13 protein-coding genes are annotated in these 15642 nt (G+C 55.0%); 4 read left to right on the top strand and 9 right to left on the bottom strand.

Annotated elements, in window-relative coordinates:
* Positions 1–53: 53 nt before the first annotated feature.
* The 4 genes from SERS4_RS0115105 to manX are packed head-to-tail and all read right to left on the bottom strand — an operon-like array spanning position 54 to position 3251.
* On the bottom strand, positions 54–512 hold the full coding sequence (locus SERS4_RS0115105) for a DUF986 family protein (protein ID WP_017893114.1): 459 nt from the start codon (positions 510–512) through the stop codon (positions 54–56).
* Positions 513–565: 53 nt separating this feature from the next.
* Positions 566–1408 (bottom strand): PTS mannose transporter subunit IID, encoded by an 843-nt coding sequence (locus SERS4_RS0115100; RefSeq protein ID WP_012145539.1) that lies wholly within the window; start codon positions 1406–1408, stop codon positions 566–568.
* 15 nt (positions 1409–1423) lie between these two features.
* Entirely contained in the window at positions 1424–2224 is an 801-nt protein-coding gene (locus SERS4_RS0115095) for a PTS mannose/fructose/sorbose transporter subunit IIC (RefSeq protein WP_017893113.1), read from the bottom strand.
* A 55-nt stretch (positions 2225–2279) separates the two neighbouring features.
* Positions 2280–3251: a PTS mannose transporter subunit IIAB gene (manX, locus tag SERS4_RS0115090; RefSeq protein ID WP_017893112.1), complete on the bottom strand. Its 972-nt coding sequence runs from the start codon at positions 3249–3251 to the stop codon at positions 2280–2282.
* 575 nt (positions 3252–3826) lie between these two features.
* On the opposite strand from manX, the gene SERS4_RS0115085 reads away from it, so the two are divergent.
* Positions 3827–5371 (top strand): TerC family protein, encoded by a 1545-nt coding sequence (locus tag SERS4_RS0115085; protein ID WP_012145536.1) that lies wholly within the window; start codon positions 3827–3829, stop codon positions 5369–5371.
* Between the two features lie 17 nt (positions 5372–5388).
* On the opposite strand, the gene SERS4_RS0115080 is transcribed toward SERS4_RS0115085, so the two are convergent.
* From SERS4_RS0115080 to pabB, 4 genes are all read right to left on the bottom strand, one after another.
* Entirely contained in the window at positions 5389–7005 is a 1617-nt protein-coding gene (locus SERS4_RS0115080; protein ID WP_017893110.1) for an EAL domain-containing protein, read from the bottom strand.
* Between the two features lie 269 nt (positions 7006–7274).
* Positions 7275–8639, bottom strand: a complete 1365-nt coding sequence (gene sdaA, locus SERS4_RS0115075) for an L-serine ammonia-lyase (protein WP_017893109.1) — start codon at positions 8637–8639, stop codon at positions 7275–7277.
* Between the two features lie 444 nt (positions 8640–9083).
* Entirely contained in the window at positions 9084–9662 is a 579-nt protein-coding gene (locus SERS4_RS0115070; RefSeq protein ID WP_012145533.1) for a CoA pyrophosphatase, read from the bottom strand.
* Entirely contained in the window at positions 9659–11032 is a 1374-nt protein-coding gene (pabB, locus tag SERS4_RS0115065) for an aminodeoxychorismate synthase component 1 (RefSeq protein ID WP_017893108.1), read from the bottom strand. The genes SERS4_RS0115070 and pabB overlap by 4 nt, the downstream gene beginning before the upstream one ends.
* A 431-nt stretch (positions 11033–11463) precedes the next feature.
* Between pabB and SERS4_RS0115060 the strand changes: the two genes are divergently transcribed.
* Complete coding sequence (locus SERS4_RS0115060; RefSeq protein WP_026142410.1) at positions 11464–12471, top strand: glycosyltransferase; 1008 nt, start codon at positions 11464–11466, stop codon at positions 12469–12471.
* Positions 12472–12534: 63 nt separating this feature from the next.
* Positions 12535–12780: a YoaH family protein gene (locus tag SERS4_RS0115055; protein ID WP_012145530.1), complete on the top strand. Its 246-nt coding sequence runs from the start codon at positions 12535–12537 to the stop codon at positions 12778–12780.
* A 33-nt stretch (positions 12781–12813) separates the two neighbouring features.
* Here the strand turns inward: SERS4_RS0115055 and purT are convergent, their stop codons facing one another.
* On the bottom strand, positions 12814–13992 hold the full coding sequence (gene purT, locus SERS4_RS0115050; RefSeq protein ID WP_017893106.1) for a formate-dependent phosphoribosylglycinamide formyltransferase: 1179 nt from the start codon (positions 13990–13992) through the stop codon (positions 12814–12816).
* A 241-nt stretch (positions 13993–14233) separates the two neighbouring features.
* On the opposite strand from purT, the gene dbpA reads away from it, so the two are divergent.
* Positions 14234–15616: an ATP-dependent RNA helicase DbpA gene (dbpA, locus tag SERS4_RS0115040; protein ID WP_012145528.1), complete on the top strand. Its 1383-nt coding sequence runs from the start codon at positions 14234–14236 to the stop codon at positions 15614–15616.
* Positions 15617–15642: the final 26 nt, after the last annotated feature.

Raw genomic sequence — 15642 nt, 5'->3', positions numbered from 1 at the left:
ATATCCACATACAGCGCGGGGCAACACAGGTGAAGGATTAAATCTGTTTTTACTTACTGATTTTCAACAAAAAAGTGGTAAATTTTTTCCAGGTCGTCTAATTGAGTGACCTGAATCAACAACCGACGCTGCTCAAGATCTATCACCAGGATGCCATCCTCGGATAAATTCATAGCCTTAATCCGGTTATATTCAATAAAGGCATTGGCATAAAAGAAACCCTGCGCTTTAAACAACATCTTGGGCCAGCGGATATAAGAAATATAAATGGCGATCAGTGCTAAAGAAATAAGCAGATAGGTGGTTATTACCGCACCTTGGGTGGTGACATTTCGGTAGAGCAGAATAGCGATCAGGCCGACAAAAATCAGGCAATCAATCCGATTTCGGCGCTTTAACTGCACCTTGAGCAAGGTTTTGCCTTTCAGCAGGTTCATGCCGAACTCGTCGTAAATCGCATACACCAGCATCAGCGCGGTGAAAATCAGTAATACGCCATCGGTCAGCGACATCTTTCAACTCCACAAATAAAAAACCGGGGGTTTCCCCCCGGCGGTTAAAACGCTTACAGACCCAGCAGACCTACCCAATAACCGAAGATACCGATGGCGAAGAAGCCAATGATGATCCACAACGCATTCACTTTCCTGCGCAGCAGCCACATACAGCCGAAGGTCAGCAGCAGCGGCACCAGGCCCGGCATCAACTGGTCGAGGATGGTTTGCACCGTGGTCACCGTGGTATGCCCGGTCTGGTCGGTGATCTTCGATACCACCAGCGGGATATTCACGTGCGTCCACTTGTTAACCAAAGCCCCCATGACAAACAGGCCAAGAATGGACGCTCCTTCCGTCAGTTTTTGCAGGAAGCCGCCGCCCATATCATTAACGATATCCACGCCTTTGCGATAACCGTAGGCCACGCCGTAATAGCGGGTCAGCAGGCGCACCAGGTTGAACAGGACGAAGAACAGAATCGGGCCCAGCAGGCTGCCACTCATGGCGATACCGGCGCCGAGCGCAGCGAATACCGGGCGTACGGTACCCCAGAAAATCGGGTCGCCGACACCGGCCAAAGGCCCCATCAAACCGACTTTGATACCGTTGATGGCCGCATCGTCGATAGGCGCGCCGTTAGCGCGCTGTTCTTCCATCGCCATGGTAACGCCAAGGACCGGCGCCGCCACGTAAGGGTGGGTGTTAAAGAACTCCAAATGGCGCTTGATCGCCTGTTTGCGGTCGTCGTTATTTTCCGGATACAGGCGACGGATCACCGGCACCATTGAGAAGCAAAAACCCAGCGCCTGCATACGCTCGAAGTTCCATGAACCCTGGAACAGATTCGAGCGCATAAACACACCGCGAATATCGGCCGGCGTGAGTTTCTTTTGAGCTGTTGTATCAACCATTTCTCTCACCTATTCCTAGTCGAGTTCGTTATCGAGGTCGTTGGCATTTGCCGGGCCAGCCTGGACTACCTGAGACTTGTTGTATTTCGGGCTGAGCTGGATATAAAGCACGGCCATCACCACGCCGATCACGCCGAGGGCGACCAGGTTAAAGTTGGTGAAGGCAGCGGTAACGAAGCCGAGGTAGAAGAATGGCATCAGGTAGCCGGCACGCATCATGTTGATCACCATGGCATAACCAACCACCACGATCATCCCGCCGGCGATGTTCAGGCCGCTGGTGACGACTTCCGGGATCGAGTTAAGCAGCGCGTGAACGCCAGATGTCCCCACCGAGATAGCGACGATAACGGCCGGAATGGCAATACGCATCGCCTGCAGCAGCAGGGCAGAGATATGCAGCCAGGTGATGGCTCGCAAACTGCCTCGCTCCGCCGCGCTGTCCGCCGCGTGCTGGAAGGCTACGGTCAGGGTACGCACGATGATGGTCAGCACTTGCCCGGCTGCCGCCAGCGGAATGGCCAGGGCGATACCGGCACCGACGCTTTGTCCGCCGGCAATAACCAGAATGGTGGAAATAATTGACGCCAACGCCGCATCTGGCGCTACCGCCGCACCGATGTTCATCCAGCCCAGGGCGATCATCTCCAGCGTACCGCCGATGATGATACCGGTTTTCATGTCACCGAGAATAAAGCCGATCAGGGTACAGGCGACCAGCGGACGGTGGAACTGAAACTCGTCGAGGACGGAACCCATCCCGGCGATACAGGCAACGATAAATATCAGTACAATCTGAAGAGTGGTAATCTCCATTGCACTTCTCCTATGACCAAAGATCTCTGAGTAAAATAATTATTGGCTGTCGCCATTAATTGAGTTTGTTAATCAGGTCCATCATTTTTAACCGACTGTCGGACGAGACTTTACGAACTTCCAATTCAATACCGCGCTCGTTTAATTTCTTAAACGCTTCGATATCTTTTTCGTCAACCGAGACGGCGTTGTTCACCTGGGTTTTGCCCTGACGGAACGCCATACCACCGATATTCACCGATTTGATATCCACGCCGGCTTCCACCAAACGCCAGACATCGGTCGGATTGGTAAACAGCAGCATCACGCGATCGCCGGCATATTTCGGGTTGTTCCACACGCGGATGGCTTTCGCCACGTCGACCACGTGTGCGGTGACGCCCGGTGGGGCAACCTGAGTCAGCAAGGTTTTGCGAACGTGGTCGGCGGCGACTTCGTCGCTGATCACGATGATACGACTGACGTCGGTTTCCTTGGTCCAACGGGTCGCGACCTGACCGTGGATCAAGCGGTCATCGATACGGGCCAGGCCGATTTTCATATGGTCATTGGGACCCAGCGGCGCCTGAGGGGCGGCGGGTTTAGCGGTGGGAGCACTTTGTGGTGCCGCGGGCTTAACACTCTCTTCGGCCGGTTTTTTCAGCGCTTTCACGCCTTCACGGCCGGTTTCCAACGCCAGCGCGACCAGTTCGTCGAAGCCAGGGTTGTCGTCTCGTGCCATGAACGTTTCCACCAGCATCGGAATGTTAACCCCGGTGACGACCTCATAGTTCTCTTTATCGACGGCGATGCGGCTGGCCGCGTTGAACGGGCTGCCGCCCCAGGTATCCACCAGGAACAGGACGCCACCGCTGGTGTCTAGTCCGCTGATTTTACCCTTGTACTTCTCGATTAACGTTTCGGCATTCTCACCGGGGACGAAATCTATAAAAGCGACGTTATCCTGTTCGCCCAATAGCATTTCCGTGGTCTTCAGCAATTGTTCTGCTGCGCTCCCGTGTGTGCCGATGATAATAGCTATTGCCACTCGCTACCTCCTCATAGAACTTCATGCACGGATGGTGTGTAGGTTCAGTTCATTTTATTGCTGGCGGTCACTTCCGTGGTTCAGATACATTATGGTAGAAATTTGGAAACCCGCCGTTAACATTTCTCGCGCAGTTTCAAAAGCCTGTGCGCGTTGATCCACGCCAGCGCCATTTATTTTAGTGAGTGAAAAAATAAATTTTGTGACATTGCTCTGCTATTGAGCGCTCGGATTACTCCTAACCCGGTGTTTGCGGAATTAAACAACAGAGCTGTTACAAGACGATGCAGAAGGTAAAAAAGCTTCTTTGCCGGCCAAAAAATTCCTGCTAGAGTATTTCTTCTTTCATATTCAGGAGTGAAGGGCCTCAGCCCACCCTATGGACTGTCACCGAAGTTACTGTTTTTCAAGGTTCCACCCGCCACCTGCTGGCGTAGTACAAATCACACGGCCGCTCGGCCATTCCCCGGTACTGCAATCCCGATATCTTGCTATTTCTGTCCGCGCCTTTTCTGCGTCGGCATCGTCACGCCTGAGCATCGCTCGGCCATCCTGTCTTTTTTTCGGAGTCTGATATGGAATTTCTAATGGACCCCTCAATTTGGGCTGGGTTACTGACACTGGTGGTATTGGAAATCGTACTGGGTATCGACAACCTGGTGTTTATCGCCATTCTGGCCGATAAACTGCCGCCGAAGCAGCGCGATAAAGCGCGTATCCTCGGCCTGTCGCTGGCGTTGTTTATGCGTCTGGGTCTGTTGTCGGTGATTTCCTGGATGGTGACGCTGACCACGCCGCTGTTTAGCGTCGGGGAGTTCAGCTTCTCCGGCCGTGACCTGATCCTGTTGTTTGGTGGTGTGTTCCTGTTGTTCAAGGCCACCATGGAGCTGCACGAACGACTGGAAGGGCAAACGCATCAGGATGGCGCCAACCGGGGCTACGCCAAATTCTGGGCGGTGGTGGTACAGATTGTGATCCTTGACGCCGTGTTCTCACTCGACGCAGTAATTACCGCCGTGGGCATGGTGAACGACCTGCCGGTCATGATGACCGCCGTTGTCATCGCCATGGTGGTGATGCTGGTGGCTTCCAAACCGCTGACCAACTTCGTTAATGCGCATCCTACTATTGTGGTGCTGTGCCTGAGCTTCCTGTTGATGATCGGCCTTAGCCTGATCGCCGAAGGCTTTGGTTTGCATATTCCTAAAGGTTACCTGTATGCCGCAATTGGCTTCTCGATCCTGATCGAGCTGTTTAACCAAATTGCCCGCCGTAACTTTATCAAACATCAGGCTCATCGCCCGATGCGTGAACGCACCGCAGAGGCGATCATGCGCCTGATGGGGCAACAGCGCGCACAGCAGACTGACGAAGCGGCACCGCTACCGGTGAATGAAACCTTCGCCGAGGAAGAACGTTATATGATCAGTGGCGTGTTGACGCTGGCTTCGCGTTCACTGCGTAGCGTGATGACGCCGCGCACCGATATTTCATGGGTGGATTGCGATCGTTCCCGTGAAGAGGTGCGTGAACAACTGCTGGATACGCCGCATAGCCTGTTCCCGGTGTGCCGCGACTCGCTGGATGAAATTATCGGCGTGGTGCGTGCCAAGGATCTGCTGGTGGCCGTAGAGCGGGGTGAGGATATCGCCGAGTTTGCCGCGCGTACGCCACCGATTGTGGTGCCGGACACCATGGATGTGATTAACCTGCTGGCGGTATTGCGCCGTGCCAAGGGGCGTCTGGTGGTAGTCACCAACGAATTTGGTGTCGTGCAGGGCCTGGTCACGCCACTGGACGTGCTGGAGGCGATTGCCGGTGAATTCCCGGACGAGGATGAAACGCCGGATATCGTGGTGGAAGACGCCAGTTGGCTGGTGAAGGGCGGCGCCGACCTGCACTCACTGGAGCAGGCGCTGAACTGCGACGATCTGGTCAGTCCGACGGCGGACTTCGCCACTCTGGCGGGGTTCCTGCTGTCCCACTACGGCCAAATGCCGGCGGTGGGTGAAACGGTGGAGCTTAACCGACTGCGTTTCGAAGTCGTTGCCGTGTCCGAGTACCGCATTGAACTGGTGCGTATTACCAAAGTTGAACCTCACGACGAGGAACACCAGTAACCTACGGGCCGGAGGCATCACGCCTCCGGCTTGCTTTCCTGCTCCATCCGCCGTTCCTCCCGCTGATTCACCGCCCGCAACCGCGACTCATACTGCTGTAACCACAGTGGGAATACATTGATTGGCATCGGTTTGGCGAAATAGAACCCCTGCAACGCGTTCACCTCGCGCGAACGCAGATAATCCGCCTGTTCGGCGGTTTCTACCCCTTCCGCCACCAGTTTCAGCTTCAGGCGATGTGCCAGGGTAATGATGGTATCGGTGACGGTGGCGTTAATCGCATCGGTACCTATGGCCGCGGTGAAACCCCGGTCGATTTTCAACACGTCAGGGCTAAGTTTTTTCAGGTAACTGAGTGAACTGTGCCCGGTGCCAAAGTCGTCGATAGCCAGCATGATGCCCATTTCCTTCAGCGTTTTGATTTGTTCATACTGAATTTCCGACAGGGCGGTACGTTCGGTCAACTCAAGCATCAGTGAAGGCATAGGATGGGCAGGAAGCCACAGACGGCGGATATCATCGATAATGGTCACCCCGTTGAAATGCTCGGCCGCGACGTTGATGCTGATATAAAACGACGGGCGTGGCGGGAACAACTGCAGGTTTTCCACCACGGTGCTCATCAGGTAACGGGTCAGAGCGATGATCAAGCCATGCTGTTCCGCCAGCGGGATAAACACGTCGGGGGAAATCCAGCCCTGTCGTTTGTTTTTCCAGCGCAGCAGCATTTCAACCCCGACACAGCGGCCGGTTTCAGCATTGATGATGGGCTGACAGTAAACACGGAATTCGCGGCGAGAAATGGCATGACCAATGTGGTACGACAGGCTCATGCGATTAGCGGTGAGCAGATACACTACATAGGCCGCCAGCAGACTGATCAACAATGACAGCGGGATATGGCGTGGCAGCGCCGCCAGTGCCAGCATGCTGGCCTGCGGGCCGAACAGTGAAATAGAGAACGGATACCGAGCGGATTTTGCGGTATAGCGCAGGTCAGTGGTCAGGGTATCGCTGCGCAGGATTTCCCGACGACCATACTCCAGGCTGTAGTTGCCGACGTTCAGCACTACTCGCTGCGCGTAGGGTTCCTGAGGTTCCAGCAGGAAGTTCGCCAATAGCTCAATATTGAACACGTGCAATACGCCGTTACTGTTGTTGTCCGGCTGCGCAGGGGTCCACATGATCAGGGTCGGCACGCCTTTGGCGACAGAGAGCGAAGGGCGCAACACCAGCTTCGCGCCATCGTTTGCTACGCTGGGTAAAATAGTGCTGAAAAGGTACTTACGGGTGCCAAACAGGCTGGAACAGTAAATAACTCCGTCCTTAACCAACAGCATTGCCCGCAGAGCCTGGTTTTGCGCAGCGCGAAAACGCAGCGTTGGTATCACCTCTTCACAGGTGGAATCCAGCAGTGGCATGGAGCGCTCGGCCTGTTGCATTGCCGGTGTCAGCAGATCGTTAATCTTGGCGACGGTGCGGGTAGCGAGCACCTGCCGGTTTTGTTCAATAGTGCCAATTTCTTGATAATAACGGGTGTAGAGCGATAACAGCAGAATAGCCAACCCGACCGCCCCGGCCAGTAGCCAACGGTAATAGCGGTATTTGCTCACGGCAAGTTGGGTCATCAACATCGCTAAATCCTTGTTCGGTAAGCCAGCCCTGAATCACCGTCAGGCCAAACTGCCCTGAATGATACTTGGCTAATTCTAGCCTGTCGTTATACAAGAGTGATGTTAACCCAATAAATTATTTAAATTTGGCGAAACAGAGGGCTAAATTGCCGATTAACTGTGGGATAGGGTTTTGAATAGCAGATGTGACGTTGTCACTAAAAAGGGGCTGTGATTTGACTGACTCAGGGGCAGGAAGAAAAACCCCGCCGGAAGGCGGGGTTAGAGGGTCAGTCACACTGCACTTTGATCGCCAGACCACCGCGAGAAGTTTCGCGATATTTGGCGTTCATGTCTTTACCGGTTTCGTACATGGTTTCGATGACCTTATCCAGCGAGACACGTGGTTCACTGGTACGACGCAATGCCATACGCGCCGAGTTGATCGCCTTCACGGAAGCAATGGCGTTACGTTCAATGCAAGGAACCTGAACCTGACCGGCAACCGGGTCACAGGTCAGCCCCAGGTTGTGCTCCATGCCGATCTCTGCCGCGATGCAAACCTGCTCCGGGCTGGCGCCCAGCAGTTCGGCCAGGCCGGCCGCGGCCATTGAACAGGCCACGCCCACTTCACCCTGACAACCCACTTCGGCGCCGGAGATAGAGGCGTTCATCTTGTACAATGCGCCTACTGCGCCCGCAGCCATAAAGTAACGGATATAAATATCCGGGCTGACGGATTCAATAAAGTGGTCATAGTAAGCCAGTACGGCAGGGACGATGCCACAGGCGCCGTTGGTCGGTGCGGTGACGACTCGGCCGCCGGCCGCGTTCTCTTCGTTGACCGCCAATGCGAACATGTTGACCCAGTCAATCACGTTCATCGGATCGTTGGACAGTTTGTCGGAAGACACCAGCATGCGACGCAGCGCGGAGGCACGGCGTGGCACACGCAGTGGCCCCGGCAGTACGCCCTCGGTATTCAGGCCACGATCGATACAGGCACGCATGGTCTGCCAGATATTACCGAAGTAGGTCTCGATATCCTGCTTGCTGTGCAGCGCCAGTTCGTTCTGCATCACCAGGCCGGAAAACGACAGTCCGGTATCACGGCAGTGGGCGAGAATATCACGGGCAAAACTGAACGGATAAGGGACGCTCAGCTCGTGCGCGTCGGCTTTACCGAAGTTCTCTTCGTCGACGATAAAACCGCCGCCGAGTGAGTAGTAAGTCTTGCTGTAAACTTGTTTATCCCCGGCGAAGGCGTGGATCTGCATACCGTTCTCATGCAGCGGCAAATTGTCGCTGCGGAAAACCATGCCGCCGTCACGCGGGAAATCAACCTCATGCGAGCCGTTGGCCAGCATCAGGCGTTGACGTTGTTCTACATCGCGAATAAAGCCCGGGATGCTATCGATATCAACGGTGTCGGGCATATTGCCCGCCAGGCCGAGGATGATAGCGATATCGGTATGGTGACCTTTACCGGTCAATGAGAGTGAGCCGTAAACATCTACGGCAACACGCGTGATAGAAGGCATCAGGCCTTGATTTACCAGATCGTCGACAAACTGTTTGCCGGCTTTCATCGGTCCAACCGTATGAGAGCTGGACGGGCCGATGCCGATCTTAAACATGTCGAAAACGCTAATCACGCTAAAACTCCTTAGAGGCATATTGTTATGGCTGCAGCGGTTAAAAACCGAGCAGGGAACAGCGATATTGTAAAAGGGCCGCACGGGTTTGGCTGCCTTTTTCGCATGAAATTAAATAATCCTTGGTGTTAGTTTTTTACTGATTGCCGCAGGCATTCGGCCGTTCGTGGAACATCCGTTGCCTAAACTCGGTTAATGGCAATCGCGCCAGCTTCCGCTGCTGAACGCGGCCGGCTTAAACCCTGCTGAAATAGTGGTTTATTCCGGACTGCGGTATTTTACAGGTATTTCGTAAGGTTGAAGAGAGGGTTTACAGTTTTTTTAAAACTCTGATAGCCAGAAAGGTAGTTTAAAAAGCAAACCAATGAAGTGATGCCGATCGCTTTACCCACGCCTGTTGCGCAGGTAACCGTTTGGCTTGTGATGGGCATCACATTATTGGCGTTAAATGCTGACCTGCTGTGCCAGTCGTCGAATGATGGCGGCGGTCATTCCCCAGACAAATTGGCTCTGATACCAGGACAGATAAATACGGTGTGAATGACCGGCGCGGTGAATATCCAACGGATAATAGCGCGAAAGCGTCAGCGCTTCGTGCAGCGGCATTTCAAAAACCTCGGCCACTTCGTCTTCATTGGCGAAAAATTGCACGTCGGGTGAGATCAAGCCAACCACCGGGGTCACCTGAAAACCGGTGCTGCTGTCGAGGGGGGCCAGTTGACCCAGAATGGTCACGGCCTGAGGTGGGATAGCCACTTCCTCCTGAGCTTCACGCAGGGCGGTGATAATCGCCGAGGCGTCTTCAGCATCGGTTTTACCCCCCGGAAATGCCACCTGGCCCGGATGCTTGCGCAGTGAATCGGCGCGGCGGGTCAACAACAGGGTAGGTTCGGGGCGGCAGATAATCGGGATCAGCACCGCTGCGGGCCGAACGTTATGTGAAATCTGCGATGCCTGTGGCAGTTGCAGCTGAAAGCGGCTGATAAAGGCTGCCAGCGAGGTGGGATAAGTCGGTGGGTTCATGAAGCGATAAACTCCCCCAGTTGCGGCAGAATGCGGCCGACTTTATCAAAGGTTTCCTGATATTCCGCCTGTTCCTGACTGTCGGCAACGATGCCGCCACCGGCGGAACAGTAAATGCGGCCGTTTTCGGTGATCAGGGTGCGGATAGTGATGTTGGTGTCCATGGTGCCGCAGGCGCTGATATACCCGATGCTGCCGCAGTAGGCGTTTCGTCGCTGCGGCTCCAGCTCTTCAATAATTTCCATCGCTCGCACCTTGGGCGCCCCGGTAATGGAACCGCCCGGGAAGCTGGCGCGCAGCAGCTCGGTCGCCGGAGTGCGTAGCGGCAGGGTGGCGGTGATGGTGCTGACCAGATGGTGTACCGCCGGGAAGGGTTCGACCACAAACAGTTCGGGAACCTGCACGCTGCCCGGTTCGGCAACTCGGCCGATATCATTGCGCAGTAAATCGACAATCATCAGGTTCTCCGCACGGTCTTTGCTGGAGTTTGCCAAGCGTTGTGCCTGCTGCGCATCCTGATCGGCATCGGCCAGCCGCGGCAGGGTACCTTTGATCGGGCGGGTCTGAATATGTTGGTTTTCCAGCCACAAAAAGCGCTCGGGTGAAACGCTCAGCACGGCGTTATCCGGCAGACGCAGGAAGGCAGAGAAGGGGGCGCGATTGCTGGCGCTCAATTGCTGAAAGGCTTGCCATTCATCGCCCTGATAATCGGCAGCAAAACGTTGCGCCAGATTGATTTGATAACAGTCGCCACTGCGCAGGTAATGCTGAATACGCTGGAACTTTTCACCGTACTGCCGGCGCGTCATATTGGCCTGCCAGGGGCTGGTCAGGGCAAATGCAGGCCGGGCTGCAGGCTGCTGATTGCGGAGCCACTGCCAGCGCTGTTCCCCATCACCATAGCTGAGTAACGTCAGCGTTTGTTGGTGGTGATCGGCTATCACCGCCCAGTCGTAAATACCGATCGCCATATCCGGCAGCGTGATATCTGCCTGTGCCCATTGAGGCAGTTTTTCTACCCGACGACCCAAATCGTAACCGAACAACCCGAGGGCGCCGCCCTGGAACGGCAAACAGGCATCCACCTGCGGGTGCAGGTTCAGCTGTTCCAGCTGCTGTTGTATCAGGCGGAAAGGATCTTCCGGCGACGTCCAATGCTCTTCACCGCGACGTATCTCGGTAATGGGGCCACGAGTGCTCAGGGTTGCACAGGGTTGCGCCACCAGAATATCGAAACGGTTATGTGAGTGTTCGGCAAAACCGGAATGTAGCAACATCGCCCAAGGCTGTGAGGCCAGTGGGGCAAACAGCTCCAGCAGGGCGGTGCGGGTGTAGGGTAAAGACTTAATATTCGGTGCGGTTGCGCTCATGGGCCTCAATAAACCTGACTGATGGGGCGGCGGTTTCTGACGGCTATTCTGCCATATTCAACCGGCTGACGCATGCTCTGGCATCAGGCGCATAAGCACACTCCGTATAAACGATGATTAAACATTTTCGCAAATGAAGCATTTTTTGCGACTTTGACTATAATCCAATATGTTAAAAACTACACCAGTGAAGGGTTGAGATAATTCTCGGACTCGATGTTTTCAAATTCTAAACTTCATTATTAGTTTCATTCGGTTATTGTTTTTTCTTGTTATCACTCGTCTGTGAAAGCGCAGATCTTAAAATATAAATGATAACAAGACACATTTGTGCCCCGGCAGAGTCGATGGGCCAATGCCTTATTTAATTGCACCCTGATATTTTTAAAAAATAGAAATATTCATTCGTTACTTTTTGCGAAGAGCTGCCTATGCCCCTAATGCTGAGTGTTATTGTCCCGTTGCACAACGTGGGCGAACTGTTTGAGCCGTTTCTGGCATCACTGCTGGCCCAGAACGAACGTCGGTTGGAAGTGATCATCGTTAATGATGGTTCCACCGACGGCTCGGGTGATATCGCCCACCGCTATGCGCAGCAATACACGCATATTACCGTGATTGATCAGCTTAATGCGGGGGTGTCCTGCGCCCGTAATGCTGGGTTGGCGGTTGCCAGGGGGAAATATGTGGCATTCCCCGATGCCGATGACTTACTGGCTCCGGAAATGTATTCAACGCTGATTGAATTAGCCGAACAAAACCAATTGGATGTCATGCAGTGTAACGGTGAACGTTATTTCACCGACCAGGATGAATTGCAGCCGATTATTCCGCTAAAGCGATTAGGTGATACCGATGTTATTAGCGGCGTGCAATGGCTGGAGCGTGCGTTAGAATCAAGAAAGTTTATTCATGTGGTCTGGCTGGCGGTATATCGTCTTGATTTTATTAAGCAGCACCGGTTGTATTTCGAACCGGGTTTGCACCATCAGGATATTCCCTGGACTACTGAGGTGATGTTTAATGCCCAGCGGGTGAAATACCTTGGCAAAGCGCTGTATCGCCAACGGGTGCACGGCCAGTCGATCAGTAACCGCCGCCGTACGGGCAAGGCAAACGTCGAGTATCAGCGCCATTACATGAAAATTGTAGCCATGCTGGTGGCGTTGAATCGGCGTTATGCCGATAAAATTGCCATCCGCCCGGCTTTCCACTGGCAGATTACCCGTGAAGCCTTGGGCATTTGCCACAGCATCCGTCGTGAGCCCGAGTTGGCGGCCCAGTGCCGTATCACCGATGAGTTCTTTCGGCTTGGCATCGATCGGGCGATGGTTGATAACGCGCGCGGCCTCAAACAGGGATGGCACGTTATTCTCTGGCTTCACCGCCTGAAGCAGTGGCGACATGGCGATCCTTGTTCACTGCCGGCGGCCGAATAACAGACGTTGGGATCCGTCGGTTTAAGGCGTATACTCAGCCTCCATTTTGCCGGAGAGAAACACATGCTTGCAGGTATGCCGTCACTGAGTCATCTAGAGCAGCAGGAAGCTGCAGATCGTATCCATCTGTTGATGGAACAAGGCATGAGCAGTGGTGAAGCCATCGCGCGCGTCGCGCAGGAAATCCGCGAAAAACATCAGGGTGATCAGGTTAGCGTCATGTTTGATGACGAAGACGACGATGAAGAGTATCAGGAACGGCCGGATGACCAGGCTGATGACGACTCGGAAGAAGACGAAAACTATTGATGTTGTCGGGGCCGGCAAACCGGCCCCAAAGCATTAACCTTCAATCACCACCGCAGCTGCGGCCCGTTTGGCCGATTCCACCGCCAGCGCTACATTTTCTGCCGTAGCCAGCGCGACCCCCATCCGACGTTGACCGTTAATTTCCGGCTTGCCGAACAAACGCAGTTGATTGTGGCCGACCAGCGCGCGATCCAGCCCACTAAAGCGCAGGTCACTGCTGATTAGCTGTGGCAGGATCACCGCCGAAGCAGAAGGGCCAAACTGGCGAATGGCGCCAATCGGCAGACCGAGGAAAGCGCGAACGTGTAGCGCAAATTCGGACAGATCTTGTGAAATCAGAGTCACCATGCCGGTATCGTGCGGGCGCGGTGAAACCTCGCTGAAGATCACTTCATCGCCACAAACAAACAATTCAACGCCGAACAGGCCAAAACCGCCCAGCGCCTTCACCACATTTTCTGCAATCGCCTGTGCGCGGCTTAGCGCCAGGTCACTCATCTGCTGTGGTTGCCACGATTCGCGGTAATCGCCGTCCTCCTGGCGATGGCCGATCGGCGCACAGAAATGCACACCGTCGACAGCGCTGATGGTCAGCAGGGTGATTTCAAAATCAAATTTTACCAGCCCTTCAACAATCACCCGGCCACCACCGGCACGACCGCCTTGCTGGGCATAATCCCAGGCGGTTTTCAACTGTTCCGGGCTGCGGATCAGACTTTGGCCCTTGCCGGAAGAGCTCATCACCGGCTTGATAATGCACGGGTAGCCAATTTCGTCGACCGCCTGGCGGAAAGCGGTTTCGCCGTCGGCAAAACGGTAACTGGAGGTCGGCAGGCCAAGGGTTTCCGCCGCCAGACGGCGGATGCCTTCGCGGTTCATCGTCAGGCGAGTTGCCTCGGCGCAGGGCACCACGCGGTGTCCTTGCTGTTCCAGTTCAACCAGCATGCTGGTGGCGATGGCCTCGATCTCCGGCACGATATAGTCAGGACGTTCCTGCTCAATCACGGCCTTCAGCGCGTTGCCATCGAGCATGTTAATCACGTGGCTGCGGTGCGCCACATGCATGGCAGGGGCATCGGCATAGCGATCTACGGCGATCACTTCGAGGCCCAAACGCTGGCATTCGATAGCAACTTCTTTACCCAGCTCGCCGGAGCCGAGCAACATAACGCGGGTGGCGGACGGGCGCAGGGCGGTTCCAATAGTTAACATAGTCTCGTACCTGGATCTGTGGAGTGTAATGCGGTCGGATAATGGCACGGCAGTATATACGAAAACGTTTGCGTATGCAGCCGGAGGCTATTGAACTGCCGATGTGGTGGCCAAAAGCCGCAGTTGGCGGCTTTTTTTATGCGTGAAATCCGTAATCCACCCTATCTCTGTTATCATCTGCGGCTGATTCGGTGCTGCCCTGAGCGCGCCGCCATTCCATTTGCCATAAAGAGTTATCGCCGTGAGCACAGTATCTTTTTCTTCCCTGCCGCTGCCAGCCGAACAGTTGGCCAACCTCAACGAACTGGGGTATGCCGAAATGACACCGGTGCAGGCCGCCGCACTGCCCGCCATCCTGAATGGGCAGGACGTACGTGCCAAAGCAAAAACCGGCAGCGGTAAAACGGCGGCGTTCGGCATCGGTCTGCTGGACAAAATTAACGTAGCTCAGGTGGCCGCGCAGGCGCTGATCCTGTGCCCAACGCGTGAGCTGGCTGACCAGGTGAGCAAAGAATTGCGCCGTTTGGCGCGTTTCACCCAGAACATTAAAATTTTGACCCTGTGCGGCGGCCAGCCGATGGGGCCACAGCTTGACTCGCTGGTACATGCCCCCCATATCGTGGTGGGGACGCCGGGGCGCATTCAGGAACACCTGCGCAAGAAAACGCTGGTACTGGATGAACTGAAAGTGCTGGTGCTGGACGAAGCTGACCGCATGTTGGATATGGGTTTCGCCGATGACATCGATGACGTGATCAGTTACACGCCGCCGCAGCGCCAAACGCTGCTGTTCTCGGCAACCTATCCGAGCGGTATCGAACGCATCAGCGCCCGCGTGCAGCGCAGCCCGTTAAATGTGGAAGTGGACGACGGTGAAGAACAAACCACCATCGAACAACGCTTCTATGAAACCACCCGCGATCAGCGTCCGGCGGTGCTGGTTTCGGCAATCCGCCATTACCAACCTTCTTCCTGCGTGGTGTTCTGCAACACCAAGCGCGACTGTCAAAGCGTGTATGAAGCGCTGGAGTCTCGCGGCATCAACGTGCTGGCGCTGCATGGAGATCTGGAACAGCGCGATCGTGACCAGGTGCTGGTGCGTTTTGCCAACCGCAGTTGCCGGGTGCTGGTGGCAACCGACGTCGCTGCGCGCGGCCTGGATATCAAAGAGCTGGAGCTGGTAGTCAACTACGAGCTGGCATTTGATCCGGAAGTGCACGTTCACCGAATTGGCCGTACCGGCCGTGCCGGTTTGAGCGGCAAGGCGATCAGCCTGTGTACACCGCAGGAAATGACGCGCGCGCATGCCATTGAAGACTATTTGCAAACCAAGGTTAAGTGGGCGCCGGTATCTGAGCTGAGCGGGGCGGGGAATACCACGCTGGAAGCCGAAATGGTCACCCTGTGCATCGACGGTGGTCGCAAGGCCAAAATCCGTCCAGGCGACATTCTCGGCGCATTGACCGGCGATGCCGGGCTGACGGCGGCGGAAGTGGGCAAGATCGACATGTTCCCGGTACATGCCTATGTGGCGATCCGCAAGGAAAGCGCCCGCAAGGCACTGCAACAGCTTCAGCAGGGCAAAATCAAGGGTAAGAACTGCAAGGTGCGGTTGTTGAAATAAGTCGCGTCAGGGGTGCGCTTGCATCC

Origin of the sequence: Serratia sp. S4, from assembly GCF_000347995.1 — a bacterium.
In the GTDB taxonomy this organism is placed as follows: Bacteria; Pseudomonadota; Gammaproteobacteria; order Enterobacterales; family Enterobacteriaceae; genus Serratia; species Serratia quinivorans.
Note: the sequence above shows the minus strand (reverse complement) of the source record. Positions and strands in the feature narration are given on the sequence as shown.

Bases quoted from the DNA above. Each gene is read 5' to 3' on its own strand.
- SERS4_RS0115105 (WP_017893114.1), bottom strand. From the start codon at position 512: ATGTCGCTGACCGATGGCGTATTACTGATTTTCACCGCGCTGATGCTG.
- SERS4_RS0115100 (WP_012145539.1), bottom strand. From the start codon at position 1,408: ATGGTTGATACAACAGCTCAAAAGAAACTCACGCCGGCCGATATTCGC.
- SERS4_RS0115095 (WP_017893113.1), bottom strand. From the start codon at position 2,224: ATGGAGATTACCACTCTTCAGATTGTACTGATATTTATCGTTGCCTGT.
- SERS4_RS0115085 (WP_012145536.1), top strand. From the start codon at position 3,827: ATGGAATTTCTAATGGACCCCTCAATTTGGGCTGGGTTACTGACACTG.
- SERS4_RS0115080 (WP_017893110.1), bottom strand. From the start codon at position 7,005: ATGTTGATGACCCAACTTGCCGTGAGCAAATACCGCTATTACCGTTGG.
- SERS4_RS0115070 (WP_012145533.1), bottom strand. From the start codon at position 9,662: ATGAACCCACCGACTTATCCCACCTCGCTGGCAGCCTTTATCAGCCGC.
- pabB (WP_017893108.1), bottom strand. From the start codon at position 11,032: ATGAGCGCAACCGCACCGAATATTAAGTCTTTACCCTACACCCGCACC.
- SERS4_RS0115060 (WP_026142410.1), top strand. From the start codon at position 11,464: ATGCCCCTAATGCTGAGTGTTATTGTCCCGTTGCACAACGTGGGCGAA.
- SERS4_RS0115055 (WP_012145530.1), top strand. From the start codon at position 12,535: ATGCTTGCAGGTATGCCGTCACTGAGTCATCTAGAGCAGCAGGAAGCT.
- purT (WP_017893106.1), bottom strand. From the start codon at position 13,992: ATGTTAACTATTGGAACCGCCCTGCGCCCGTCCGCCACCCGCGTTATG.